The organism is Romboutsia sp. 1001713B170131_170501_G6 (assembly GCF_015668195.1).
Taxonomy (GTDB): domain Bacteria; phylum Bacillota; class Clostridia; order Peptostreptococcales; family Peptostreptococcaceae; genus Romboutsia_C.
In genome coordinates this window covers 777228-801622 of the sequence record NZ_JADPFC010000001.1, presented here as the reverse complement: position 1 = coordinate 801622, position 24395 = coordinate 777228, and the positions used below count along the sequence as shown (strand labels likewise).

The 24395-nt window shown below is 27.4% G+C and carries 25 protein-coding genes and 1 riboswitch; of the genes, 10 read left to right on the top strand and 15 right to left on the bottom strand.

Going from position 1 to position 24395, the window contains the following annotated elements; all coding sequences use genetic code 11:
* Window positions 1-68: 68 nt before the first annotated feature.
* The 3 genes from I4U89_RS03980 to xylB are packed head-to-tail and all read right to left on the bottom strand — an operon-like array spanning window position 69 to window position 3670.
* Window positions 69-1544, bottom strand: a complete 1476-nt coding sequence (locus I4U89_RS03980; protein ID WP_195938549.1) for an L-fucose/L-arabinose isomerase family protein — start codon at window positions 1542-1544, stop codon at window positions 69-71.
* 29 nt (window positions 1545-1573) lie between these two features.
* Window positions 1574-2188 (bottom strand): DUF4867 family protein, encoded by a 615-nt coding sequence (locus tag I4U89_RS03975; RefSeq protein ID WP_195938547.1) that lies wholly within the window; start codon window positions 2186-2188, stop codon window positions 1574-1576.
* 12 nt (window positions 2189-2200) lie between these two features.
* Window positions 2201-3670 carry a xylulokinase gene (xylB, locus tag I4U89_RS03970; protein ID WP_195938545.1) on the bottom strand — a complete coding sequence of 490 codons (1470 nt, stop codon included), beginning with the start codon at window positions 3668-3670 and terminating at the stop codon, window positions 2201-2203.
* A 210-nt stretch (window positions 3671-3880) separates the two neighbouring features.
* Between xylB and I4U89_RS03965 the strand changes: the two genes are divergently transcribed.
* Complete coding sequence (locus I4U89_RS03965) at window positions 3881-4900, top strand: LacI family DNA-binding transcriptional regulator (protein WP_195938543.1); 1020 nt, start codon at window positions 3881-3883, stop codon at window positions 4898-4900.
* 89 nt (window positions 4901-4989) lie between these two features.
* On the opposite strand, the gene I4U89_RS03960 is transcribed toward I4U89_RS03965, so the two are convergent.
* The 3 genes from I4U89_RS03960 to I4U89_RS03950 all read right to left on the bottom strand — a co-directional run bounded on the left by I4U89_RS03960 (window position 4990) and on the right by I4U89_RS03950 (window position 9293).
* On the bottom strand, window positions 4990-6366 hold the full coding sequence (locus I4U89_RS03960) for an MFS transporter (RefSeq protein ID WP_195938541.1): 1377 nt from the start codon (window positions 6364-6366) through the stop codon (window positions 4990-4992).
* A 92-nt stretch (window positions 6367-6458) separates the two neighbouring features.
* Window positions 6459-8105, bottom strand: coding sequence for a glycoside hydrolase family 43 protein (locus tag I4U89_RS03955; protein WP_195938539.1), 1647 nt, complete (start codon window positions 8103-8105; stop codon window positions 6459-6461).
* A 21-nt stretch (window positions 8106-8126) separates the two neighbouring features.
* Entirely contained in the window at window positions 8127-9293 is a 1167-nt protein-coding gene (locus tag I4U89_RS03950) for a glycoside hydrolase family 5 protein (RefSeq protein WP_195938537.1), read from the bottom strand.
* Window positions 9294-9510: 217 nt separating this feature from the next.
* Here I4U89_RS03950 and I4U89_RS03945 point away from each other — a divergent pair, with 217 nt between their 5' ends.
* Entirely contained in the window at window positions 9511-10356 is an 846-nt protein-coding gene (locus I4U89_RS03945; RefSeq protein WP_195938534.1) for an AraC family transcriptional regulator, read from the top strand.
* Between the two features lie 659 nt (window positions 10357-11015).
* On the opposite strand, the gene I4U89_RS03940 is transcribed toward I4U89_RS03945, so the two are convergent.
* Together I4U89_RS03940 and I4U89_RS03935 are read right to left on the bottom strand one after the other, a co-directional pair.
* Entirely contained in the window at window positions 11016-12434 is a 1419-nt protein-coding gene (locus I4U89_RS03940) for a hypothetical protein (protein ID WP_195938532.1), read from the bottom strand.
* Between the two features lies 1 nt (window position 12435).
* Window positions 12436-12972 carry a sigma-70 family RNA polymerase sigma factor gene (locus tag I4U89_RS03935; RefSeq protein WP_195938530.1) on the bottom strand — a complete coding sequence of 179 codons (537 nt, stop codon included), beginning with the start codon at window positions 12970-12972 and terminating at the stop codon, window positions 12436-12438.
* Window positions 12973-13134: 162 nt separating this feature from the next.
* On the opposite strand from I4U89_RS03935, the gene I4U89_RS03930 reads away from it, so the two are divergent.
* The 3 genes from I4U89_RS03930 to I4U89_RS03920 all read left to right on the top strand — a co-directional run bounded on the left by I4U89_RS03930 (window position 13135) and on the right by I4U89_RS03920 (window position 15674).
* Window positions 13135-13524: a GntR family transcriptional regulator gene (locus I4U89_RS03930; protein ID WP_195938528.1), complete on the top strand. Its 390-nt coding sequence runs from the start codon at window positions 13135-13137 to the stop codon at window positions 13522-13524.
* Window positions 13517-14611 carry a DUF1648 domain-containing protein gene (locus I4U89_RS03925; RefSeq protein WP_195938526.1) on the top strand — a complete coding sequence of 365 codons (1095 nt, stop codon included), beginning with the start codon at window positions 13517-13519 and terminating at the stop codon, window positions 14609-14611. Before I4U89_RS03930 ends, I4U89_RS03925 begins: the two co-directional genes overlap by 8 nt.
* 166 nt (window positions 14612-14777) lie before the next feature.
* Window positions 14778-15674 (top strand): CPBP family intramembrane glutamic endopeptidase, encoded by an 897-nt coding sequence (locus I4U89_RS03920; RefSeq protein WP_195938524.1) that lies wholly within the window; start codon window positions 14778-14780, stop codon window positions 15672-15674.
* Window positions 15675-15739: 65 nt separating this feature from the next.
* On the opposite strand, the gene I4U89_RS15795 is transcribed toward I4U89_RS03920, so the two are convergent.
* From I4U89_RS15795 to I4U89_RS03900, 5 genes are read right to left on the bottom strand one after another with little or no spacing between them, the layout of a single operon-like run.
* Window positions 15740-15871 carry a hypothetical protein gene (locus I4U89_RS15795; protein WP_271932849.1) on the bottom strand — a complete coding sequence of 44 codons (132 nt, stop codon included), beginning with the start codon at window positions 15869-15871 and terminating at the stop codon, window positions 15740-15742.
* A gap of 49 nt (window positions 15872-15920) precedes the next feature.
* Window positions 15921-16463, bottom strand: coding sequence for a hypothetical protein (locus I4U89_RS03915; protein WP_195938522.1), 543 nt, complete (start codon window positions 16461-16463; stop codon window positions 15921-15923).
* Between the two features lie 10 nt (window positions 16464-16473).
* On the bottom strand, window positions 16474-17115 hold the full coding sequence (locus tag I4U89_RS03910) for an ABC-2 transporter permease (RefSeq protein WP_195938520.1): 642 nt from the start codon (window positions 17113-17115) through the stop codon (window positions 16474-16476).
* Between the two features lies 1 nt (window position 17116).
* The gene (locus I4U89_RS03905; RefSeq protein ID WP_195938518.1) at window positions 17117-17944 is read right to left on the bottom strand and encodes an ABC transporter ATP-binding protein; all 828 of its coding nucleotides are present in this window, start codon (window positions 17942-17944) and stop codon (window positions 17117-17119) included.
* A gap of 1 nt (window position 17945) precedes the next feature.
* Window positions 17946-18320: a GntR family transcriptional regulator gene (locus I4U89_RS03900; RefSeq protein WP_195938516.1), complete on the bottom strand. Its 375-nt coding sequence runs from the start codon at window positions 18318-18320 to the stop codon at window positions 17946-17948.
* Window positions 18321-18517: 197 nt separating this feature from the next.
* Window positions 18518-18696, top strand: a riboswitch (cobalamin riboswitch).
* 328 nt (window positions 18697-19024) lie between these two features.
* On the opposite strand from I4U89_RS03900, the gene I4U89_RS03895 reads away from it, so the two are divergent.
* The 4 genes from I4U89_RS03895 to I4U89_RS03880 are packed head-to-tail and all read left to right on the top strand — an operon-like array spanning window position 19025 to window position 21539.
* A complete protein-coding gene (locus I4U89_RS03895) occupies window positions 19025-19753 on the top strand; it encodes an energy-coupling factor ABC transporter permease (protein WP_195938514.1) in 729 nt (242 codons plus the stop codon).
* The gene (locus I4U89_RS03890) at window positions 19737-20036 is read left to right on the top strand and encodes an energy-coupling factor ABC transporter substrate-binding protein (protein WP_092926066.1); all 300 of its coding nucleotides are present in this window, start codon (window positions 19737-19739) and stop codon (window positions 20034-20036) included. Before I4U89_RS03895 ends, I4U89_RS03890 begins: the two co-directional genes overlap by 17 nt.
* A complete protein-coding gene (cbiQ, locus tag I4U89_RS03885; RefSeq protein ID WP_195938512.1) occupies window positions 20037-20717 on the top strand; it encodes a cobalt ECF transporter T component CbiQ in 681 nt (226 codons plus the stop codon). It abuts the gene before it with no gap.
* Window positions 20718-20726: 9 nt separating this feature from the next.
* Window positions 20727-21539, top strand: coding sequence for an energy-coupling factor ABC transporter ATP-binding protein (locus tag I4U89_RS03880; protein WP_195938510.1), 813 nt, complete (start codon window positions 20727-20729; stop codon window positions 21537-21539).
* Between the two features lie 63 nt (window positions 21540-21602).
* On the opposite strand, the gene I4U89_RS03875 is transcribed toward I4U89_RS03880, so the two are convergent.
* The gene (locus I4U89_RS03875; RefSeq protein ID WP_195938508.1) at window positions 21603-22070 is read right to left on the bottom strand and encodes a hypothetical protein; all 468 of its coding nucleotides are present in this window, start codon (window positions 22068-22070) and stop codon (window positions 21603-21605) included.
* Between the two features lie 229 nt (window positions 22071-22299).
* Here I4U89_RS03875 and I4U89_RS03870 point away from each other — a divergent pair, with 229 nt between their 5' ends.
* On the top strand, window positions 22300-22578 hold the full coding sequence (locus I4U89_RS03870) for a hypothetical protein (protein WP_195938506.1): 279 nt from the start codon (window positions 22300-22302) through the stop codon (window positions 22576-22578).
* Between the two features lie 66 nt (window positions 22579-22644).
* On the opposite strand, the gene yjeM is transcribed toward I4U89_RS03870, so the two are convergent.
* Window positions 22645-24177, bottom strand: coding sequence for a glutamate/gamma-aminobutyrate family transporter YjeM (gene yjeM / locus I4U89_RS03865; RefSeq protein WP_195938504.1), 1533 nt, complete (start codon window positions 24175-24177; stop codon window positions 22645-22647).
* Between the last annotated feature and the right edge of the window lie 218 nt (window positions 24178-24395).

Below are 24395 nucleotides of genomic sequence, written 5' to 3'. Positions count from 1 at the left end.
GTTGTCTTTAAAGATAATTCCTCATATTTTATAAATTTATTAATTTTTTATTATATATCTTTTAATTACTAAAAAAATGGGTTCTCAGTTTTATAACGTACAGATTTTGGTTGATTGTAATCTATTTCTTCAACAGAAACACCTAAGTATTTAAATACTTCATATAAAGTGTTTCCAAAATGTCCAAATGCGACTGCTCCATGATGCGGATAATTCTTTTCAATTAATACATGACGATAAAAACGTCTCATTTCTGGTATTGCAAATACTCCTATTGCTCCAAATGATCTAGTTGCTACTGGTAAAACTTCACCTTGAGCAATATATGCACATAATTTAGCATCTGATGTACTTTGTAAACGGAAGAAAGTTATATCTCCTGGAATTATATCCCCCTCTAATGTTCCTTGAGTTACCTCTTCTGGTAATGCACGTGCCATTATTTTTTGATATTTCATTTCACAGAATGCTAATTTACTAGCTGCAGTGTTTCCACAGTGGAATCCCATAAATGTATCTGTTAGTGTATATGAATAATTGTCTTTTATTTCTTCTTCAAACATGTCTTTAGGTACTGTATTATTTATATCAAGTAAAGTAACAGTGTCATTGCTTACTACAGTTCCTATAAACTCACTTAAAGCTCCATATATATCAACTTCACAAGAAACAGGTATCCCCTTAGCTGTTAAACGGCTATTTACATAACATGGTACAAACCCAAATTGAGTTTGAAATGCTGGCCAACATTTACCTGCTATTGCAACAAACTTACGAGAGCCTTTATTTGATTCTATCCAATCTAATAATGTTAGTTCATATTGAGCTAATTTAGATAATATTTCTGGCTTTTTGTTTCCTTTTCCTAACTCTTCTTCCATTTCTTTTACTATAGCTGGTATACGATCATCATTTTCATGATTTTTGAACGCTTCAAATAAGTCTAACTCTGAGTTTTCTTGTATTTCTACTCCTAAATTGTACAGTTGCTTTATTGGAGCATTACATGCTAAGAAGTCTTGTGGACGAGGTCCAAATGATATTATTTTTAAGTTATTTAGTCCATAAATTGATTTTGCTATTGGCTCAAATTCATGTATCATATCTGCACATTCACTTGCATTTCCAACTGGGTATTCTGGTATATAAGCTTTTATGTTGCGTAGCTTTAAATTGTAGCTTGCATTAAGCATTCCGCAATATGCATCTCCTCTATCGTCTAAAAGTTTATCTCCACTTTCTTCAGCTGCAGCTATAAACATAACTGGTCCACCAAATTCTTTAGCTAATAATGTTTCTGCTGTTTCAGGACCAAAGTTTCCTAGGTATACAACTAAAGCATCACACCCTGCTTTTTTAACTTCACTTAAAGCTTTTCTCATATGTATTTCATTTTCCACACAAGTTGGACATTCATAAATTTCTCCGTATTTTTTATTGTACTCTTTTACAACTGATTTACGACGATTTTCTGAAAGTGACATTGGAAAACAGTCACGACTTACTGCTACAATTCCTATTTTTATTGATGGCATATTATTCATTTTTAATCTTCCCCTTTATTTAATATTTTTTATAGTGTTATGTTAATTCCTTTAATTCCATTTAATGCATTTTCTATTTTTGCATCTTCATGAGCTATTAACCATTTGTTTCTAGACATTAACAACATATTTTCTCCATCTTTAGGTATAGAAAAATCAATATCTGTATTTGTTCCTTTTGGTAAAACTACTACACATTTAAATCCATTTCCATCTACCCCACATGGTGCATAGTGAAGTGTAGTTGCATAAACCTCTATAGCTGTGCCACTAGGAACTAAGAATGCTTCTATTTTTGAGCTATCATAAGTGAAGTCACCAGTTATATCTGGCTGATAACCTAATAATAATATTAAGTCAGTAGCTGCTATATTAACCTCGCTATCCCTATGGTACTCTACAGCATTTAATTTATTATTATGTCCATTACAGTAACCTATTTGTATAGGCATTCCTCCATAAATTTCATTAGATAATACTTTCATTTCAGATGTATTTTCTAACTCTTTTACAGATGGATTATATATAACTTCTTTAGGACACTCTACGTTTTTCATAATCTCTAGAATTTCGTTGTAGCTGTGATTTTTAAGTATCTTACCATATTTTCTAAAGGCACTATCATTTACATTTAAAATCCTCATGTTACACCCCTTTTACATTAATTCTGGATATAAATTTTTTACTGTAGGATATATCTTTGCAAACTTTCTGTATGCTATTTCATACTTCTCTACAAGTACTGGATCTGGATCTATTGTTTCTATAACTTTAACAATTTTATTTGCTGCTTCTTCTACGCTAGTAAACTCTTTGCATCCAACTGCTGCGAGTATTGCTCCACCTAATGCAGGACCTTCTTCACTTTCAATTCTTTCTACTTTGATATTTAGTATATTAGCAATCATTTTTACCCAAATTGGGCTCTTTGCTCCTCCACCACAAATTTTAGTACTTTCTATTTTTATCCCAAGAGATTTAGCAACTTCAAAACTATCTCTTAATGCAAATGCAACGCCTTCAAGAACAGCTTGAGACATTTCTTCTCTCGTAGTGTCCATGCTCAGCCCTATGAAACACCCACGTGCACTTGGATCATTATGTGGTGATCTCTCTCCCATTAAATACGGTAAGAAAAATACTTTATTATCTCCTAGGTTTTCAATATTATTCAATTCTTTATTGTAATCATTTGTTTTAAGTATTTCTTCTATCCACCATTTGTTACATGATGCTGCACTAAGCATACATCCCATTAGATGATAGTTTCCATCACTATGTGCAAATGAATGTAATGCATTATTTTCATCTACACCAAACTTTTCACTTGCAATAAATACGGTTCCTGAAGTTCCAAGTGATATGTTACATCTTCCTTCTCCTACAGTTGCAGTACCTATTGCTGCCGCTGCATTATCTCCTGCACCAGCAATCACTTTAACATTTTCATCTAAATCAAGTTCTTTTGCTATATCTTTTGTAAGAGTTCCTACAACTTCATAACTTTCGAAAACATTCGCCAGTTGATTTTCATTTATTCCACAGATATTTATCATTTCTTTAGACCAACATCTATTTTTAACATCATATAAAAGCATACCCGATGCATCTGAAGCATCTGTGCAAAATACATTAGAAAGCTTATAAGCAATATAGTCTTTTGGTAACATTATTTTACTTATCTTCTTAAAGTTTTCTGGTTCATTTTCTTTCATCCATAATATTTTAGGTGCAGTAAAACCTGTAAATGCAATATTTGCAGTATGTTGTGAGAGCTTATCTTTTCCTATTACATTATTTAAGTAGTTAGTTTCCTTAGTTGTTCTGCTATCATTCCAAAGTATTGCAGGACGAATAACTTCATCATTTTCATCTAGTACTACAAGTCCGTGCATTTGTCCTCCAAAGCTAATACCTGCAATTTGACTTTTATCAAAATATTTTATTAATTCTTTTATTCCTAATATAGTTTGTTCATACCAATCCTTTGGATTTTGTTCTGACCACCCATTTTGCGGGAAAGATAATGTATACTCCTTCGATACTATATTTTTTATTTTTCCTTCTTCATCCATTAATAAAAGCTTTACTGCTGAAGTTCCTAGATCTACACCAATATATAACATTCCTACCCCCTAGGTTTTATTTATTTGTTTAGATATTGTGCACGAGCACATTTTTATTTTATTACTATTTTTTTCTAATTTCAACTATTTAATCAATATTTTATTATTCTTAAATTTATATACTTATCTTAATACGTGCACGTACACATTGACTTTTATGCTAGAATATGCTATTTTTTTAATATATTTTAATTAAGGGAGATAATATTTATGGCAACTATAAAAGAAATTGCTGAGATTGCTGGTGTATCTCGCGGAACAGTTGATCGTGTATTAAATAATCGAGGCTCTGTTAATGCTAATACTGCAAATAAAGTTAGAGAAATTGCAACAAGACTTGGATACAAACCAAATAAAGCTGCAATTATTTTAAGCGCTCAAAAGAAAAATTTAAAAATTGGAGTTATTTTATTCGGTACTACAAATCCATTTTTTGATGATGTTGTAAGTGGTATAAAAAGAAAACAAGAGGAATTAGAAGGCTATAATTGTACTATTCAAATAAAACGTATACCAACAAAAGTTCAAGATCAACTTGATGCTATTGATTCTTTCGTAAGTGAAGGTATAAACGGTATCGCCCTTACACCTTATAACGATGAAAAAATATCTTCTAAAATTAATGAATTATCTGATATGGGAATCCCAGTTGTTACACTAAACACAGATATTGAAAATTCTAAACGTATCGCATATGTAGGAAGTAATTATTATCTTTCTGGCAAAACAGCGGCAGGTTTAATGAACTTAATGGCTAAAGATGATGTGTATGTTGGTATTATCAGTGGTCTTGAAAATGTACTTTGTCATAGTCAACGTATTGCAGGTTTTAAAGATTGTGTATATAATGATTACCCACATATAAAAATAGTAGATACAATTTATAATAATGATGATGATGTTGAAAGTTATGAGCTAACTTCAAAATTGCTAAAAAAACATCCTAATATAAATGCCTTATTTTTTGTTGCAGGAGGAGTTTATGGTGGATGTCGATCTATCATAGCATTAAACAAACATACTGATATTACAAGTATTGCATTTGATGATGTTCCAACAACAAAAAATATGCTTAAAAAAGGAATCATTAAATCAATAATCTGCCAACAACCAGGTATTCAAGGTGAAAAACCTATTGATATTTTATTTAATTATCTAACTACTGGCGATTTTCCAAAAGAGGAATATAATTATGTTTCAGTTGATATACGTATTAAAGAAAATATGTAATTAAATTTAAATCTTGTTTATAATACATCAAAGAGCTATGAACAACAACATTTATTGTTTTTGCCATAGCTCCATTAAAATAAATTTATTTAACTATTACTATTTAACTCCTCAAGTATATTATCATATTCCTTATCTAGTTTATAGAAACTCATTATTATAATTTGTAACACTGTAATAATTATAGGTAAATATATAAAACATACTTTTATTGCCATTAAAGCTGAATCACTTTGAACAGCTGCACTACCTATGTATCCTCCTATAGATAATATTGCACCTAATATTGCTGATCCTAGACCATTACCAACCTTAAACCCAAAGCTAGATGCACTGTTTATAAGACCTTCCGTTCTATATCCTGTTTTCCACTCTCCATATTCAATAGTATCTGAAACTATAGCAAACATTGTTGCCCCAACTCCTGCATTACCGATTCCCTTTATAATACTTGCAAATATTATACTAAAATAGCTTTGTCCACCTACCATAAACATTATGTTTGATAATATTAGTATTACAGACCCTGATATTAGCACATTCCTTTTGCCAAATTTCTTTATAAAAGGAGCCATAATAAACATAGCTATAATTTGAGATATATTAGAGGTCATATTTATAGGGGCAAATAGTTTTTCATCACCTAAAATAAACTTTGCATAATATACAGAAGAACCTCCATTTATTGAAAATACTATAAAAATACAAACTAAACATAGTGTTATTTGTATCCAGTATTTATTTTTAAACAATGCCTTAATGCCTACTTTAAATGGTACTATTTCATTTTTTTCTTTTTTAGATGATACTACCCTTTCTTTAGTTCCTACAAATGTTATTAGAAACACTATTATTGATGCTACCCCAAATACTATAAATGTTTTAGTCCATGCTGATGCATTGTTACCAAAATATTCGACCAAAGGTAATGTAAGTCCATTTATTATTAAACTACCACAAGTAGCAAGTATCATTCTAAATATACTCAGTACTCCTCTTTCATATTGGTCTTGAGTTATTAATGAGTTTAATGTTGCATAAGGTACGTTTATCGCAGTATAAATAATAGTGGAAACTAAATTATAAGTAATAAAAACATAAACTAATTTAGCTGTATCTCCAAGGTTCGCTGGAACTGAAAATAATAATACTGCTGCTATAGCAAAAGGAACTGCCATACGTAAAATCCAAGGTCTTGCTTTCCCGTATTTAGATTTAGTTCTATCTACTATAACTCCCATTGCTAAATCGCTAAATCCATCTAAAAGTCTGGAAATAAACATTATGCTCCCAACTGCTGCTGCACTAACCCCTGCATAATCAGTGTAATAAAATAATAAAAATGCTGACATTGCTGAATATATAATATTACATCCTAAATCTCCACATCCGTAAGCAAATCTTTCTCCTATCGATATTCTTGAAGATTGAATATTATTTTTTTTAATGCTAGCTTCAAATTCCATAATATAGTCTCCCCTTTTTAAGAATAGTTTTCCTATTTGTCGTTTTAATTCCTGAGTACTTTTTAATACTCAGGAATTATTATCATGATAACTTAATCTACATTTTTTGATTCATCTGCTATGTATTCAAAGAAATCAAAATCCGCATAATGCTTATGTTTTACGCGGTCTGCACATGTAATTCCTACAAATGTACCTGTAAATTCTCCATACTTGCAGTACTCATCTGAAAACTTAGTAGTATCAAATATTTTACCTATTTTTTCATAATTTTCTCCATCATAACTCCATTCAAAATATGATTTACGTCCTTGTATATTTAAACGAAGATATATTGGTGTATCTTCTATAGGGATTCTTGTATTTAAAAACTCTGTTTTTTCTCCATTTTCAAGATGTATTATTGATAATGCACTTTGTCCTAAAGTTTCGCTATAATATTTTCTTAAGTTAATATAATTCATATTATCATAGTACATAATTAAACCTGCACTATGTTGATGTACTTCAGGATAAAATTCCATTTTAGTAGTAATTCTAGCGTATACTGAAGTTAATTTTCTTGCTAATATACTTACTTTATTTAAGGATGTTCTCGATTCTTGTCCTCTAATTCTTACATACCCTGGCCTAGATTTAACATCTGCAAATGATAATGGCGAAATTCTAGGAGCATAATATTGTAACCCAAGTTCATCTGAATTAAAATCATCAAAATCAGGTATGGATGGAACTAAATACTCTTCAAGCTTACTTTCAACTACATGTTCTTTAGCTAAATTTGTTCCATCTTCCATACGAAGCCAATTATCTTCTGTCCATTTCATTTTTTGGATAGCTGTTTCTCTTCCAAGAGTACATCTAAGTTCTGGTGCAAATGGTCTTGATGTAAGATGTACTAAATACACCTCTCCTGCTGGTGTTTCTACATAACTACCATGACCTGATTTTTGAAGTATTGATTCAGGGTTATAATATTTTGGTTTTAAGTGATCAGGATCATGTCTTTCATAAAAATCGCCTGGGATAGATGTAACTATAGGATTCATTGGATCTTTTTCGTAAGTTCCCCATACATTTTTAGATCTTCCCATTGTTACTCCATGTCCATATCCTGTTCCACCTTCTGCACACATTATATAATAATATTCACCACGCTTTGTTATATGTGGTGCTTCAATGCATCCTCTATCAGTTCCACCTGACCATATTCTCTTAGGATATCCTATTATTTCTTTTTTCTTTGGGCAGTATTCTACTAGACATATTGCACCTGGTTTTTCATAACCTTCTCTAGTTTCCCACTCTAAAGATGAGATCCACTTCCTTCCATCATCATCATGAAAAATAGATGCATCGAATCCAGAAGAGTGAATATATATTGGTTCACTCCATGTTCCCTTTATATCTTTTGCTGTAATTAAATAGTTATCAACATCAAAATATCTAGCATTCATAGAGTTCATAACACCATAAATCACATAAAATAAATCTTCATCCTCACAATAAGTCAAGCAAGGAGCCCAAATTCCTTTTGCTGAAGGAAGCTTTTTTAAATCAACCATTGTGTCGTCCGTTAAAACATGAGTATATAGCTCCCAGTTTTTTAAATCTTTTGAATGATAAATGGGTATTCCTGGGAACCACTCAAAAGATGAAACTGCAAGATAATAATCATCTCCTTTTCTGCAAATACAAGGATCCGGGTTAAAACCTGGAAGTATAGGATTTTTAATCATTTCTTCTCCTCCAATTCTATTTTAGTATTCTACTGGGTACCATTCTTGTGCTACACATTTACCTAAGTCCCAACTATCCCAACCTATCCAACCACCTTCATTAACTGTATCTAGTAATAATTTGTAGTTCCAATAATAATGACCAATACCATTTCTCCATGCATCAAGTTGAGCTTTGGCTATTTCTCTATATAATTCTTTCTTTTCACTTTTTGATAACTTATCTACATTTGACTCTATTCCATTTAGTGGAGATTGACCTCCAGCAGTATCTATACCACATCCGTAAGAGTTAAATAGACTCCATTCTCCACATATAATAGGGAAATATTTTTGCATCTCAGCAATATCTTTTGCATAATTTTCTTGAATATATTTTATATAACCATCAACACTTTGCTCACACCCCTCAGCTTCTGCAAGCATTAAGTACTGGTGTGTATCTAAAACGACATTTTTAAATTCTTCTTCTCTCATAAAATCTTTCCATGCTTTTAATTCAAAACCATCATGGAACACTATAACGTTTTCCTCACGCATATGAGGACGCATTACTCTATATGCTTTTATATAAAATTCGCGTAGAAATTCTAATGAATTAGGACCACTGCCTTTTGACATTTCTTCATCTACAGCTTTGTACCTATTAGGAACGTCCATTATGTTCCACATTCTTTCCGTAATTGGCTCATTTAAAATTTGAATTCCCCACAGCTCACTTCTTTTTCCATAACGTTTTGCTAATCTTTCTAATACACTTAGGGTAAATTCTATACTTTCTGGTTGTTTAGACCATTTACATACACCTGATATACCACCATTGTCAAATCCATTTTGGCTTCCTGGAACTGTATGAAGATCTATTAATATACTTAACCCATATTTCCCGGCCCAAGAAAATGCCTTATCTAATTCTTCAACACATCCTATAAATGGTTCACAATCCCCAAAAATAAAATATGGGATTGGTATGCGAACTGAATTTAATCCTATAGATTTAATCGTTGCAAAATCTCTTTCTGTGATATATTCACTACGATGAACTTTAATTCTAGCTTCATAGACTTCTTTTGAAAGCTGTCTTGGTAAATAGTATTCATCTTCTGCTGTTGTTCCTTCAAATAAACTAGGACTCATCCACTTTTCTAGTACTAACCAATTGCCTAAGTTTACACCTTTTATGTACATAATAACTATCTCCCCTCTTCATCATAATTATAGGTATATTTTGAACTATTATTATAATGATTTTTTCAGTGTTTTCTTATTTAACCCCATTATATACAACTATATATATATTTCTAAGTATATTTATTATCCAATTTATTAGTCGATATTATCTTTTTTAAATATTGAATTTTATAAATCATATAATTATAATATTGAATTACAGGGGAGGTTTATTATGGATAAAAGAGATTTTTTGCATGAAATTATTGAACCAATCGAAAATCTAGATGTAAATTTTAAATTATTTGAAGATAGTGGGAGTTATATTTCAAATCATTGGCATAATTCTTTAGAAATAATCTATCTAATTTCTGGAGATTTGCAAGTTAACATGGAAGGGTCTACTTATAATTTAAAAGCTAATGACTGTATAATCATTAATTCAGGCATTATTCATTCAACTAGATGCATTTATGAAAACACTGCTATATTATTACAAATACCATTATCTTTTTTAAATAAATATATTCCCGATTGCAAAGATAGTTATTTTGACTTTAAAGTTAATATTAATGACTATAATTATGAAACAAATTTGGCTAAAATTAAAACTATTTTAAAAGATATGAAAGAAATAAAAATTACATCACCTCAAGCAGGAAATTTACGTTTCACAGGTCTATTATTTGAATTTTTATTTCAAATTTATACAAATTTCAGAATACCTATAGGTGATAAGAATACGATAAACAGTCCTCTTGAGTTATCAAAATTTGAGCCTGTTTTAGAATATACAAAACTTAATTATAAAAATTCTATTTCTATTAATGAAATAGCTAAAATTGCACACTTACAGCCTGAGTACTTTTGTAGAAAGTTTAAGCAATATATGGGACAAACCTATTTAGAATATCTAAATGATGTGCGTATTTCTTATATTTACAGAGATTTAATTAATACAAATAATACCTTATGTAGTATCTTAGAATCTCATGGATTTACTAATAATAAATTATTTTACAAGCTTTTTAGAAAAAAATTCAATTGTACTCCTAAGGAGATAAGGAAAAAATTGATATAGTTTAAAAAGTATTATCATAGTACTATGATAATACTTTTTTTGGCTTTTAATAATAAAGGCGAATATTGTAGATACCTTTTTTTATTATATATCATTCTTTAATCCTACTAGGTAATTACTACATTTCTCTATTATTATACTTACTACAGATTCATCTAGCTCTATTAATATTTTACAACTTTATTCTGTACTTATTCTAATAGATACTTTATTTAAATATCTATAGTTTACAAGTTCAAATATTATGTTAACATTATTTTTACTATTTTACGCTTTTTTATTATTCCTTGATAGGATACTTCACTCATTATATTTTACTTTATTTAGATTATTAATTATCTATATAATATATACAAAAATTCCACGTTATTTTTTATAAGATAGTTTAATGTTCATATTTTGTAGACTCACTTCTATACTCTTTCTTATACTGAGTTTGATAAATCTATAGATGCAATTTATCAAGTGGACAATGAAGTTGATAAAATCATTCTATCATATTTGACTTATGAAGGTAATAAATACTATATAAATTTATATTTAAATAATTATGTGAATTTCCCAAGAAATATTTTCTGAATATTTTTGTAATTATACTTATTTAATCTAAAAAGACAGAGTATACACCCCGTCTTTTTAAAATTTATAGAGTTATTTTTCTAATCATTTAACTTTATTACCCAAGGTCCATTTACTGTATAATTAGATGGTGATATATTAAATTCTATACCTCTAGGTTTATTTATATCTTTGTTAATCATATATATATTAATATTTCCATACATTCCATCCTTTATGGCATCTTGTGATGAGCTAACAAAATTAAATTTAAATCCACCTAATATACTCGATATAGGACCTATACTTATATAGTTCATCTTCACATTATTATCTTTGTTATCTGGATAAGCAACCTTTATATTATAAATATCTTCTTTATTTATTATTTTCCTTTCCACACTCTCTATTATTACTTTGCTATTTTTAGATGTTAACTCATTACTTTTATCTTTGATGTCTATAGTTTTATTAATTTCTAACTTTTCATTAACTTTTAGTTTTGGTAATTTTACATTTGTGCTTTTAAGCTTTTGTTCCTCTCTATTAATATTTATATCGATATTACTTACCTCTATCCTATAAGGCCTTTGTAATTCTTTAGTGTTAAATTTAAATTTATTGTTACTAATCCCTTCTAGTACATATTCCCCTTCTATCTTTTTCCCATTATCATCTATTAAATATATACCGCTACCTATGTTTTTGTTTACATCATTCCCATAGTTGTATACTTCAAAATGCATATTTTCATTTTTAGGTATCGCCATAAAATCTACATATAAATTATCATTTTCTTTAGTAGTTAAAGCACTTAGTGTTATATCATTTTTAGTGTCTTTTGCTATATTTTTATTATATTCTTCAACTGATTTTGCTTCTACTAAGTCTATATCAAATTCAACTTTAGTTATATTATCATTTTTATCTTTTAATTTTATGATGTATTTAACCTTATCATTTTTATCGTACTTATTATTAAGATATGTTCCTGTATGCTTTGTCCAAGTATTTTCATCTAATTTTGTATAAGTGTCCTTCATTATATCTTTGTTGTTTACCATTAATCCACTTTTAATATATTCAAATCCTTTTATATTTTTTGCAGTTTCATTTATTATTATATTTTTTTCTTGTGCATCTATATAAAAGCTATCTATTGTTATATTTCCATCACCTACTTTTTTAGTTATAGGTTCTTTTAGGATATATACAGCTTCTTCACTTTTTATTATTTTTCCACTAGAAATATCGTATTTATATAAATGGTCTACTAATGCTCTTATTGTAGGAGTTCCTATTATTAATATTAATGATATAGATGCTATTAAAGTTCTTATTTTTTTATTTTTGTATTTTTTAAGATTGGATTTTCCTATTTTATCATAGGTTTTTTTCTTTATATTTTCTATATCTTTTTTATCTAATTTTATAGCTTCATTGAAATCATCAAATTTAAAGTCTAATTTATCTATATTCTCAATACCTTCAATTAATTTTTGTGTATACTTATCTTTCATATTAATACCTCCTCTCTAATATTTCTTTTATTTGTAATCTACATCTATATAATCTATTTTCTACTGATGCCTTTGTAGTTTTATATTTTTTTGCTATATCATCATTCTTATAATACATAAAATATTTAAGATAAAAGTAGGTTTTATCAGGTTCTTTAAAACCATTTATAACTTTTATTATTTCCTCACTGCTTTCTTTATCAAGTACTATATGTTCTGCACTTATATCATTTGGTATATCTTTTTCTAAATTATTATGTAGCTTACTTTTTTCTAATCTTCTTTTATAGTCTAGTGCTAAATATTTAGTTTTCATATATATAAATTTACTAAAATCTCCTCTTTTTTCATCAAATTCATTTATACTTTCCCACACCTTATAAAATACATCACTTACGCACTCTTCTACTTCTTCTTTACCATAAAGTCCTATTATTTTATTTACTAAAAAATAAACCTTACTACTATAAGTATAAATTATATAATCTAGACCTTTTGGGTCTTTTCTTTTTATTTTCTTAATCATTCTTTTTTCCATATATATCCTCCCCTATATACTATATACTACGTCTAATATTTTTAAAATCTCTTAAACTTTTTTAATAAATTGTATTAAATAAATTTATTTTAGTTGTAACATTTTACATATCTGTTATATAATATATATAACAGATAGAATTTATAGATTAGGAGGTGCAATATGCTTTTAGATTTAGATTTTAATAGCGAGGTTCCTATATATACCCAAATAAGGGAACAAATAATAAAATCAATTGCTAGTGGTGATTTAAAAATAAATGAATCACTTCCATCTGTCAGAAATATGGCTAGTGAAATTGGAGTTAATCTACACACAGTAAATAAAGCATATAATTTACTAAAGGATGAGGGTTACATAAATATAGATAGAAGAAAAGGAGCTGTTGTAAATTCCCTTCCTCTACAGAAAAATGATGCTAATTACAATAATATAAAATCAAATTTAGATTTATTAGTAGCTCAAAGTTATCTTTTAGGTATCTCTCGTGAGGAATTTTTAGAGTATAGTATCAAATTATTTGATAAATATGAGGTGAAAGACTATGAATAATACTTTGGCTTTAATTATTAATTTACCTATTTTAGCGTTAGTATATGTACTTACTTATTTTACACAAGCTTTAAGTGGTAAAAGACAATTTTATGGAGTTAGTCTAAATAGTGATTATTTTACTAAAGATGAATTTAAGAGATTAGATAAGAGGTTTAAAAGTTTATTGACTCTTGGATTTATAGTATCTGTTATACTTTGCTTATTTATGATATATGTTCTTAAAAACTATGTGGGATCTTCTATAGTTCCAATACTAGGATTTGCTATATATGAATTTGTCATATATATAGATGTCTATAACAAAGTAAAGGCTTTAAAAAGAAAGTTAGCCTCAACTGTTAATGATATAGAATTAGAAAGAACTAATATTATATTAGATACTGATTTTTTAAATGAAAAAGATAGAATCATAAAAAGATACTCTATATTATACACTATACCTCTAATTATAGTTTTTATTGTTGGTATTTATACTTTAACTAAATACAACTCTATTCCTGATACAATTCCTATCCACTGGGGATTTAATGGAAAGGCCGATGGTTTTACTAAAAAATCATTTATGAGTGTATTTGGAATGATAAGTATGCAAGTTGGTTTATCAGTTATAATATATATCTCTGCTGTTTATTCTTTAAAATCTCGTGCAAAGCTGTCTAGCAAAGATTTTGAAAATAGTAAAAAAGCAAACCTTAGGTTTTTAAATCAAAGTGGTATAGCATTTTTAATATTAAATGCCCTTACTCAAATTTTATTTATAAATATGATAATAGCTATAGCTCAATCTGGTGATATAAATCAGGCTATAATGATAGTTTGTACTATATTAATTATACTATCATCTATATACCTAACTTATATATACTATAAATCACCAGTTAAATCTAAGGACGCTGTATATTCTATTGATGATGAAGATGATTTATGGATATGGGGTACTTTTTACAATAATCCTAATGACCCATCATTATTTGTCTACAAAAGATTTGGTGCTGGATGGACTATAAATATTGGTCATTTAAAAGGTAAAATACTTTTTATATTTCCATTTATAATGATATTCATTGCACTGCTTTCATTATAGTAAATAGCTTTAAGGATATAATATATCCTTAAAGCCTTATCATAATTAACAGTTCACTAAAATAATTTATAAAATTAGCATAACTTAATCTAACCTACAATAAAATTTATATGCTATTATCACCTAGTAAAATTTATAAAATAATAATTATAAAGGGGTTTTTTAAATGAAAAAAGTAAATATATTCTTGTTAATAACATTTCTACTTACTTGGTCAATAACATTTATAATATTTAAAACAGGAGGCTTAATTGGATCTTTTGCATATATTGGTTTAATACTTTGTATGATGATGCCTTCTTTGTCTGTATTAATTACAACTCTAATCACAAAATCTAGTTTCAAAGAAATTTGGATAAAACCAAACTTTAAGAAAAATATAAAATACTACCTTATAGGATATTTCTCACCTGTAATTTTAATTATACTAGGTGCAGTTTTATACTTTATAATATTTCCATCTCATCTTGATTTAAGTATGAATACTGGTTTATCAAATCTTAAGCTTCAGTTACAATCACTAGGTCAAGTAGTTCCAAGTGACTCAGAGCTTAAATCTACTATGATTATCCAATTATTTGTCGGTATTTTATTATCACCTATATTAAACTTTATTCCTTGTCTTGGTGAAGAGTTAGGTTGGAGAGGATATTTACTACCTAAATTAGCAGAAAATAATAGTTATTTTAAATCTAGTTTAATATGTAGTATTATTTGGGGTATATGGCATGCTCCTATGATAGCTATGGGACACAATTACGGTACAGGATATATAGGTGCTCCATTTTTAGGAATATTTGCTATGATTTTATTTTGTATAGCAACTGGTTCTATATTTAATTATATAGCTATAAAAACCAAAAGCTGTATCCCAGCTATATTTGCTCATGGTAGTTTAAATGGTTTTGCATCAGCTAGTGTTATATTTTTAAATGTACCTTCTCCTAATATGTTTATAGGCCCCGTTCCTACTGGTATTATTGGGGGATTCTTCTTTATAGTAGTAGGTGTTATATGCTTATTAAAAACTAAAAAATTAGATATTCAAAAAGAAACTATTTAAAATTATATTAAATAAATTAATTAAGCTTATATATGTAAAAAATAGCTACCTAATAAAGGTAGCTATTAAATATTTTTATTTATGTATATTTTTAAAGCTTTTATTCCTAAAAATAATGCATATATAAGCATTATCCATAACACCAAACATATAATCATAGGTATAATACCAATAAGCATCATAGAAAAGTTATTCATAAAACACCATCCTTTTAAATACTTTTTATTAGTATAACCTACTCTTTTTTTAATACTCCTCTAAGAATAAAGTTTTACTTCCACCTTCACTTCCGCTTCCTATCATAAGTGAATTTTGTGAAGTTCTAAATTTATAAAAACTTACATTGTAGTTTATTATAGGATTTTTTATATTAAATACCTTTTCATCTAAACTAAGTCCCTTTGGTATCTTAAATACTATATCTTCACTTTCACCTGCTTCTATACCCATCTTATGATCTTCTTCAAACCAATCTTCTTCACGACCTACAATTCTTACATCACTTGGAGTTACTCCATTAAATTTTTCCATAAATTCTTCTGTATGATCAAATGAAAGCTCCATATCATACAGACTAGCTATATCTTTTGTGTTATTAGTTATCTTTATAGTTAATATATGGCTATATTTATCTTCTTTATAATTTTTAAATTCTATTTTTAGTCTTTCTTCAAAATCATCATCATAAGAGTAATCATTTATATCCTTAACATAAAATACACTAAATCCTATTAAAAGTATTATAGGTATTAATACTATAGTACTTGCCTTTATAAACTTTTTATTCATATTGTCCCCCTTAAAGTGCTACTTCTTTTTTATTGTATATTTTAGTAGATATATACATAGATACTATATAAATAACTACACAAACGCCACTTATAATAAGTAACTTAGGATCACTTATAATTAAATTTTCTTGTCCCTCTATATGTATATCAGCTCTTGGCTTTAGTGTTATATATAAGCTAGATACAAGTATAATACCCATTACTAAATTTATAGGTATATAAGATTTTTTGTATCCATATTTAAACATTATAGGAAATGATACAGATACTAGTATAAGTAATATATTTAAAATACTTAACATTGTTTGAGTGTACATTAAATCTATATAAAATATATGTTTTAATATTTTTGAATAAAAATAAGTAAATAATATAGATAATACTATAATTAATGTAGATACTATATACTTACTATACACTATATCTCCTTTATCTATTGGCATACTATTAAAAAAGTACTCACAATTATTAGCTTCATCTAAGTAAAAACTTCTGAATATAAATATATAGCTTAAAAACAATGGTATAGCTACACTAGATAATCCCATTAATATAGATGAAAATATAAAAAGTCCTGCTACTAACTTTATAATAGTTTTAGCATCTGTCATAAAACATGCCCTTAAATCTTTTTTTATAATGTTAATCATTTTAATCTCTCCCCATAAAATATATAATATCTTCTATCGTTGCTATACTTATATTGTTTGTCATATCATATCCATTTTCTATAAATAGGCCTTGACTATAATAATTATTATCTTCTCTTTTTATAAAATCTATATTACTATCATCTAATTCTTTTTTACTTCCCTTTATTACCTTGTAATTTTCTTTTATATATTCACTACTTTCGCTTAATACTAATTTCCCATTTTTTATAAGTGTTATATAATCTGCACATTGTTCTAAATCAGTTAATATATGTGTTGAAAATATAGCACATTTATCTCCACTTTCTAATTCTTCTTGAATTATATTTATCATTTCTTTTCTAAATATTGGATCAAGCCCACTACTTGGCTCATCAAGCACTAATAACTTAGCATTATGACTTAGCGCATTTGCTAGCATTAGCTTTATACTTTGCCCTTTTGATAAGTTTCTTATTTTAGTGTTTTTATCTATATTAAATTTCTCTAAGTAATTATTAAATTTATTATTATCAAAGTTTTTATAGAAACTTTTAACTATATTTTTAAAATCTTTAACCTTAAGATGTTCATAAAAATATAATTCATCATATACAAATCCTACTTCTTCTTTAAATTTTTTTAAGTTTTTTCTTATATCTTCTCCCATATAATATATATTTCCACTATCCACATTTAGTAAATTCATTATTAGTTTTATAATAGTAGTTTTTCCACTACCATTGTGACCCATAAGCCCCATAATATATCCCTTTTTTAATTCAAAAGATATATCTTCTAGCTTAAATTTACCAAAGTCTTTACTCACCTTTTCTAGTCTTAACATATTACTCCCCCTCGTATAGACTCTCTAATATTTCTATTAATTCACTTTTTGATAAACCCATCATTTTAGATAGATTTATAGATTCTTCTAATTTTTCTTCTATTTCTCTTATTTTAGCTTCATACACTAGTTCTTTATTAAAAGAAGATACATAACATCCTTTACCTGGTACGGTGTTTATAAGCCCTAGTTTTTCTAATTCTTCATAAGCTCTTTTAGTAGTTATAAAACTTATCCCTAAATCTTTAGCTAATGCTCTTATGGATGGTAGAGCTTTTCCTTCTTCTAAAGTACCATTTAATATGTTTTTCTTTATATGATTTACTATTTGCATATATATAGGTAGGTCAGAAGTATTTGAAATTATTATGTTCATTTTATCTCCTTTCTGTATAATATGTATATACTGTATATATACATATTATACAGTTAGTTTATACTTAGTCAATAAATTTTGAATAAATATTATTTTTTAATCTAGATGTTTTAAGGTTTAATTAAAATTTTTAATTTTTTTTGAAAAAAATAGAGGAATATAATAAAAGTTGTAGTATTATATAAACATGTGATAAATTAAAAATTTGTATTTTAGGTTTTTTTATAAAATTAATAGGGAAAGAGGTTAAATTCCTCTGCAGCCCCCGCTACTGTAAAGCTGATGAAACTTTCAAAAACCACTGTAATTTTTTACGGGAAGGGAAAGTAGTAAGATGAAGCTAAGCCAGGAGACCTGCCTATAATACTCAAATTATATTCTTCGGGGTGAAGGAAAATAATAAAAAATAATACCTTATTTTTAATAAACATAGGTATTAATTAAAAAGTTATTTTAATCCTAATCCAATGATTAGGATTTTTTAATTCGTAATGAACTCTATTTAATTTTAAATATGTAGTTTTAAATCACTTAATTTTAAGTGTCTTAACTATATATCTAATCAATTGATCTAATTTTAAATTATGAATAATATGAATTTTAAACACCAAGTTAAAACAAATCAAATTTCGTCTTTACCCATTATATACTTATCTTAATTTGTCACATAAAAATTTAATAAACTTTGAAAGTGAGGTATAAAGATGAATTTTTTACCACTATCGTTAGTAGCAGGTGTGCTACTTATCATTTTAAACCCAGTAAGTGCTAGTGCTATGCATATTATGGAGGGTTATTTACCCGCAAAATGGTCTATACTTTGGACAATAGTATTTATTCCATTTTTCATATATGGGTTAAAATCTATTAATACCATAGTAAAACAAGATCCTAAAAAGAAGGTTTTATTAGCCTTAGCAGGGGCTTTTGTATTTGTGTTATCAGCACTAAAAATACCGTCTTTAACAGGTAGTTGTTCACATCCTACAGGAGTAGGACTTGGTGCAATATTATTTGGACCAGCTGTTATGGCAGTAATAGGAACAATAGCTTTATTATTCCAAGCATTATTACTTGCACATGGAGGATTAACTACTTTAGGTGCTAATGCATTTTCAATGGCAATAGTTGGACCAATAGTATCCTATTTAATATTTAAATTTTGCAGAAAAAGAAATGTAAGTATTGGTATGAGTGTATTTTTAGCAGCAGCCTTAGGCGATTTGGCTACATATACAATAACAGCAACTCAATTGGCACTAGCCTTCCCTGACCCTAGTGGAGGAGTTATGATGTCTTTAGTTAAGTTTTTAGGAGTATTTTTCACGACTCAAATACCAATAGCTATAGCAGAAGGATTATTAACTACTTTAGTATATAACTTAATAACACAAAATGAAGAAGGAGTTGAAATTAATGAGTACAAATTCTAAAACTAAAAACAAACTTAGAAATAAAAATTTAATATTATTAGCTTTAACCATAATACTTATAATAACTCCTTTATTATTAAATTCATCAGCTGAATATGGTGGTGCTGATGGAGAGGCAGAGGGCCTAATAACAGAGATAAATCCGGATTATAAACCTTGGTTTAGTAGCTTATACGAGCCACCTAGTGGAGAAATAGAGAGCTTACTATTCTCTACACAAGCAGCTATAGGAGCTGGATTTATAGGCTACTATCTAGGAAGAAAAAAAGGTGAAAAAAAATAAATGCTTGAAATTGACAAGTGTGCATATACAAATGCTTTAAGAAATACTAATCCTATGGTTAAATTAATTATTAGCTTTATAGCTTTAACTCTTTCTGTAATTACAAACAATGTAATACTCCATTTGTTGATAATGTTGATAGTAAGTATTTTAATCATTTTTCTAGCAAAAGTTAATATTAAACTATATATAAAATGTTTAAAGATACCTATATATTTTTTAATTATAGGAACTATACTTAATATGATTAATATATCCTTAGAAAATCAAAGCTTTATATTTAATATCAAAGTTTTTAACTTATATATAGGAATAACTTTATTTTCAATTGAAAGCTCTCTATATATATTACTAAGGGCTATAAGTTCAGTTATATCTATTTATTTTTTAATACTTACTACACCATTTAATCAATTAATAATTATATTAAAAAAATTACATATCCCAGATACATTAGTAGAACTTATGGTTTTGACATATAGATTCATATTCATATTTTTAGAAGAAATAAAGGATATTTATAAATCTCAAGAATTAAGATTTGGTTATATAAATCTAAAAAATTCTTATAACTCAACTGCTCTACTTATAAAAATCTTATTCTTTAGAATGATGAGAAAATATGAAGATATGAGTATAACCTTAGATATGAAGTTGTATGATGGGAAATTTCATATATAGGAGAATATCATGTTTAAGGTAAATAATTTAACATACAAATATGAAAAAGAAAATAAAGCAATAAACAATATAAGTCTAGATTTTTCAAAAGGAAATATGATCGGGATAATTGGAGCTAATGGTTCTGGTAAGTCTACTTTGTTTATGAATCTAGTAGGTATATTAAAGCCTTCTGAAGGAAATATATTTTATAATAATAAAGAGCTTTCTTATAAAAAGAAAGATTTGTACAATTTAAGAAAAGAAGTAGGTATAGTATTTCAAGATCCAGATAAGCAAATATTTTATTCAAGAGTATATGATGATGTTGCTTTTTCACTAAGAAATATAGGTGTACCCGAAGATAGAATAAAGGAAAAAGTAAAAAATGCATTAAAATTAGTCAATGCTTTAGATCTAATAGATAAACCAGTACACTTTTTAAGTTATGGTCAGAAAAAAAGAGTAGCTATAGCTTCTGTTATAGCTATGGAAAATAAAGTGGTTCTTTTAGATGAACCAACAGCAGGACTTGACCCTAAAAGCACAAAAGCTATAGTAAATATTTTAAAAAATTTATGCGATAAGGGAATTAAAGTAGTTATTTCAAGTCATGATATGGATTTAATATATGAGATTTGTGATTATATATATGTTTTAAATAAAGGTAGTATTGTTATTGAAGGTAATTGTATGGAAGTTTTTAAAGAAGCTGAAACTATTGAAAAAGTAGGATTAAATATTCCTTGGCTTGTAAAAGTTCATAAGAATATGAATTTGCCTCTATTTAAAAAGGAAATAGATTTATATAATTACTTTAATCAATATGTAAACAATAGCTAACCTTTATTGTTATAAAATAATAAAAATGCTAGATAAGGTATATTACTCTATCTAGCATTTTTATTATTTTATATTTTTTTCTATGGTATTTACTATATACTCCTTATTAAAAGTAAAGTACTTAACTAGCCCATCATAAAACATATAAGAAATATTTAACATACCTTGGATATTTTCTAAGCTTTTATCAAACTCTTCTTTGCTTAAGTATCCAACTATATAACTTATAAGCTTTTCAACTAAGCTATTAGCAATTATAGCCACATCTTTATTGTCTTTAAGTTCTAATTGAACATAAGGTATTAGACTTGTGTAAGTAGCTATCTCGCCTACTTCTCTTTCATCACAATTTTTTATATTTTCTTTTGTTTCTTTTTTTAATTCTTCATCCATTGGTATAAAATTTACTAAATCACATATAACACTACAAACATAGTTATTTAAATTTGCTTCACTATCTTTAGTCATCCTTTTGAAAATATTTTTATCAGAATCATTTAATATGTAATTGTTTAAATCTACTAATTTCATATTTGCCTCCATAAATTTATTATAATAAGTTTATCATACACAATTGTTATTTATTTTACAAGTTTTACAAAGCCATCGTCAAAATGGACAAATCAAACTTTTTATTATTAAAACATAAGTTAATAATAACTATTTTTAATTTGTTTAAGTATATAATTTAATGTTTTATAGATTATTTTTTTATCTTTTGTCAATAATCTAATTATAATATATTCTTAGGAGGAATTATATGGATGACTATATAAATTATCTAGAAAAAAACTTAAATTTATATGACTATACATTAATAAAAACTACTAATACTAAAGCTGTAATTATTAAAACATATTTTAAATATACTAAATGTATATATATAAGTTATATTGATGATTTTATAGAAATAAGAATAGATAAAATATTTGATTTTTATACTGTTGGCAATAACATAGAAAGACTTATAATACCTAAAAAAACATTTAATAGTTTAGATGATTCTCTAAATTATATACAAAAAAATATAGCTAATTAAGTTAGACTTAAATAGCTATATTTTAAAGTTTCAAACATGAAATTTATTTTAATTATCAGTTATATTCTAGCTTGCTTTTTTTGTATTATTTTTGCTTAAATGATTCTTTTCATATCTATTATATAACAAGAATGCTATAAAGCCAAATAATGTTGGTCCTAATATCATCATTATTGTATCAAATGGTTTTCCATCTATTGCTGGTTGTACTATAGAGAATAAGTTAGCAAATCCAACCATTATTCCTATTATCCAAGCAGCAGTTGTTGCTGCACCTTTAGTCTTATAAGCTACGAATGCCTTATCAACTTCACCATTTAATTGCTTTTTCTTGAAAGCTGGGAAAGCTGATGATAAGAATAAGTATGGTATAGTCATAGCTACGTTAGTCATAAGAACTAATATATTGAAGAAGTCAGCTGCACCTTTACCACCAAATGCTACTACTAATATTATAACTATTACTATTATAGCTTGAACTTTCATAGCGTTTACTGGCATACCATTTTTCATCTCAGCAAACTTACCTGGCCATATTTCTTTAGGTGAACCAGATATTAAAGTTTTAAGTGGAGAATATGTTAATGTGAAGAATGCACCCATAAATGCTAAGAACATTGATAAACCAACGAATCTAGCTGTCCAAGCACCCATTTGCATAGCTACAGCATCAGTAGTTCCCATAGCATGTCCTAATTGGTATCCTAAGTTTTGCATTAAAACATATGCAACGTTACCCATGTGAACACTCTTGTCTGATAATATATCAGCCCAGTTAGTGAACATACCACATGCAAATATACCAACAGCATATCCTACAGATATAACTATAGCAGATATTGCAAGTCCTTTAGGGAATGTTTTCTCAGCATTTTCAGTTTGGTCAACTAATCCTCCTAAAACTTCAAGTCCTCCAAATGCAAATATTGCAAATGTAACAAATGATAATACCATTAATGGACTTTGGTAAGCAGGGTTAGGAGAAGTTAAAAATGCATCTGCAAAACTATTTACTGGTTGAGCTAATTCTCCACCATTAAATATAACTACAGCTAATGCTCCAACTAATAATACTATGTTTAATAAAGCAACAAATGTACCACCTATAGAAGTAACCTTTGTTATCTTTTCAACACCCTTACTTGCTACTACTGTAACAAATACTATCCATAAAGCACCAAGTATTCCTATAGTTTGAGTTGAACTTAATCCAAATAAACTCCAACTTTGAGTTAAATCTGCTCCAAATATAGCATTCGAAAACGGTATCCATATACCTGAAGATACGTTAACCATCCATATTATATAAGAAGCATACCACATGAATGTTCCTATGAATGCATACTTAGGTCCTACAGATTTTTCCATCCATGAATACATACCACCACTTTCATTTTTGAAAGATGATCCGTATTCTGCCATCATGAATGCATAAGGTATGAAGAATACTAATGCACTTAGTATATACCAAGGTATAGCTCCATATCCCATTAAGTAGTATGATCTTGGCATGTTAGCAAAACCAAACACTGATGTAAATATCATTAATATTAATGACATTAAAGTAAGTTTCTTTGCACTACTTGTGTTGTTTCCCATTTTTGCACCTCATAATATTTATTTTTGATTATTCCTTTTGTAATTTCATCTGTATTACTTAAGGGATGATAAAATTATAACATTTGACAAGCTATTTCGACAATACTCTACAATGTTTTTACAATATTTTCTATATTCTCACTTATTTTATTTTTCTAAAAATTAACTTTTTCTAATTTTATATTTTCATTATTATATAATTTTTTCTTTATATAAGT

What these genes read in the sequence shown, in the direction of transcription:
- I4U89_RS03980 (WP_195938549.1), bottom strand. Translation starts at nt 1,544, where the DNA reads ATGAATAATATGCCATCAATAAAAATAGGAATTGTAGCAGTAAGTCGT.
- I4U89_RS03975 (WP_195938547.1), bottom strand. Translation starts at nt 2,188, where the DNA reads ATGAGGATTTTAAATGTAAATGATAGTGCCTTTAGAAAATATGGTAAG.
- xylB (WP_195938545.1), bottom strand. Translation starts at nt 3,670, where the DNA reads ATGTTATATATTGGTGTAGATCTAGGAACTTCAGCAGTAAAGCTTTTA.
- I4U89_RS03965 (WP_195938543.1), top strand. Translation starts at nt 3,881, where the DNA reads ATGGCAACTATAAAAGAAATTGCTGAGATTGCTGGTGTATCTCGCGGA.
- I4U89_RS03960 (WP_195938541.1), bottom strand. Translation starts at nt 6,366, where the DNA reads ATGGAATTTGAAGCTAGCATTAAAAAAAATAATATTCAATCTTCAAGA.
- I4U89_RS03955 (WP_195938539.1), bottom strand. Translation starts at nt 8,105, where the DNA reads ATGATTAAAAATCCTATACTTCCAGGTTTTAACCCGGATCCTTGTATT.
- I4U89_RS03950 (WP_195938537.1), bottom strand. Translation starts at nt 9,293, where the DNA reads ATGTACATAAAAGGTGTAAACTTAGGCAATTGGTTAGTACTAGAAAAG.
- I4U89_RS03945 (WP_195938534.1), top strand. Translation starts at nt 9,511, where the DNA reads ATGGATAAAAGAGATTTTTTGCATGAAATTATTGAACCAATCGAAAAT.
- I4U89_RS03940 (WP_195938532.1), bottom strand. Translation starts at nt 12,434, where the DNA reads ATGAAAGATAAGTATACACAAAAATTAATTGAAGGTATTGAGAATATA.
- I4U89_RS03935 (WP_195938530.1), bottom strand. Translation starts at nt 12,972, where the DNA reads ATGGAAAAAAGAATGATTAAGAAAATAAAAAGAAAAGACCCAAAAGGT.
- I4U89_RS03930 (WP_195938528.1), top strand. Translation starts at nt 13,135, where the DNA reads ATGCTTTTAGATTTAGATTTTAATAGCGAGGTTCCTATATATACCCAA.
- I4U89_RS03925 (WP_195938526.1), top strand. Translation starts at nt 13,517, where the DNA reads ATGAATAATACTTTGGCTTTAATTATTAATTTACCTATTTTAGCGTTA.
- I4U89_RS03920 (WP_195938524.1), top strand. Translation starts at nt 14,778, where the DNA reads ATGAAAAAAGTAAATATATTCTTGTTAATAACATTTCTACTTACTTGG.
- I4U89_RS15795 (WP_271932849.1), bottom strand. Translation starts at nt 15,871, where the DNA reads ATGAATAACTTTTCTATGATGCTTATTGGTATTATACCTATGATTATA.
- I4U89_RS03915 (WP_195938522.1), bottom strand. Translation starts at nt 16,463, where the DNA reads ATGAATAAAAAGTTTATAAAGGCAAGTACTATAGTATTAATACCTATA.
- I4U89_RS03910 (WP_195938520.1), bottom strand. Translation starts at nt 17,115, where the DNA reads ATGATTAACATTATAAAAAAAGATTTAAGGGCATGTTTTATGACAGAT.
- I4U89_RS03905 (WP_195938518.1), bottom strand. Translation starts at nt 17,944, where the DNA reads ATGTTAAGACTAGAAAAGGTGAGTAAAGACTTTGGTAAATTTAAGCTA.
- I4U89_RS03900 (WP_195938516.1), bottom strand. Translation starts at nt 18,320, where the DNA reads ATGAACATAATAATTTCAAATACTTCTGACCTACCTATATATATGCAA.
- I4U89_RS03895 (WP_195938514.1), top strand. Translation starts at nt 19,025, where the DNA reads ATGAATTTTTTACCACTATCGTTAGTAGCAGGTGTGCTACTTATCATT.
- I4U89_RS03890 (WP_092926066.1), top strand. Translation starts at nt 19,737, where the DNA reads ATGAGTACAAATTCTAAAACTAAAAACAAACTTAGAAATAAAAATTTA.
- cbiQ (WP_195938512.1), top strand. Translation starts at nt 20,037, where the DNA reads ATGCTTGAAATTGACAAGTGTGCATATACAAATGCTTTAAGAAATACT.
- I4U89_RS03880 (WP_195938510.1), top strand. Translation starts at nt 20,727, where the DNA reads ATGTTTAAGGTAAATAATTTAACATACAAATATGAAAAAGAAAATAAA.
- I4U89_RS03875 (WP_195938508.1), bottom strand. Translation starts at nt 22,070, where the DNA reads ATGAAATTAGTAGATTTAAACAATTACATATTAAATGATTCTGATAAA.
- I4U89_RS03870 (WP_195938506.1), top strand. Translation starts at nt 22,300, where the DNA reads ATGGATGACTATATAAATTATCTAGAAAAAAACTTAAATTTATATGAC.
- yjeM (WP_195938504.1), bottom strand. Translation starts at nt 24,177, where the DNA reads ATGGGAAACAACACAAGTAGTGCAAAGAAACTTACTTTAATGTCATTA.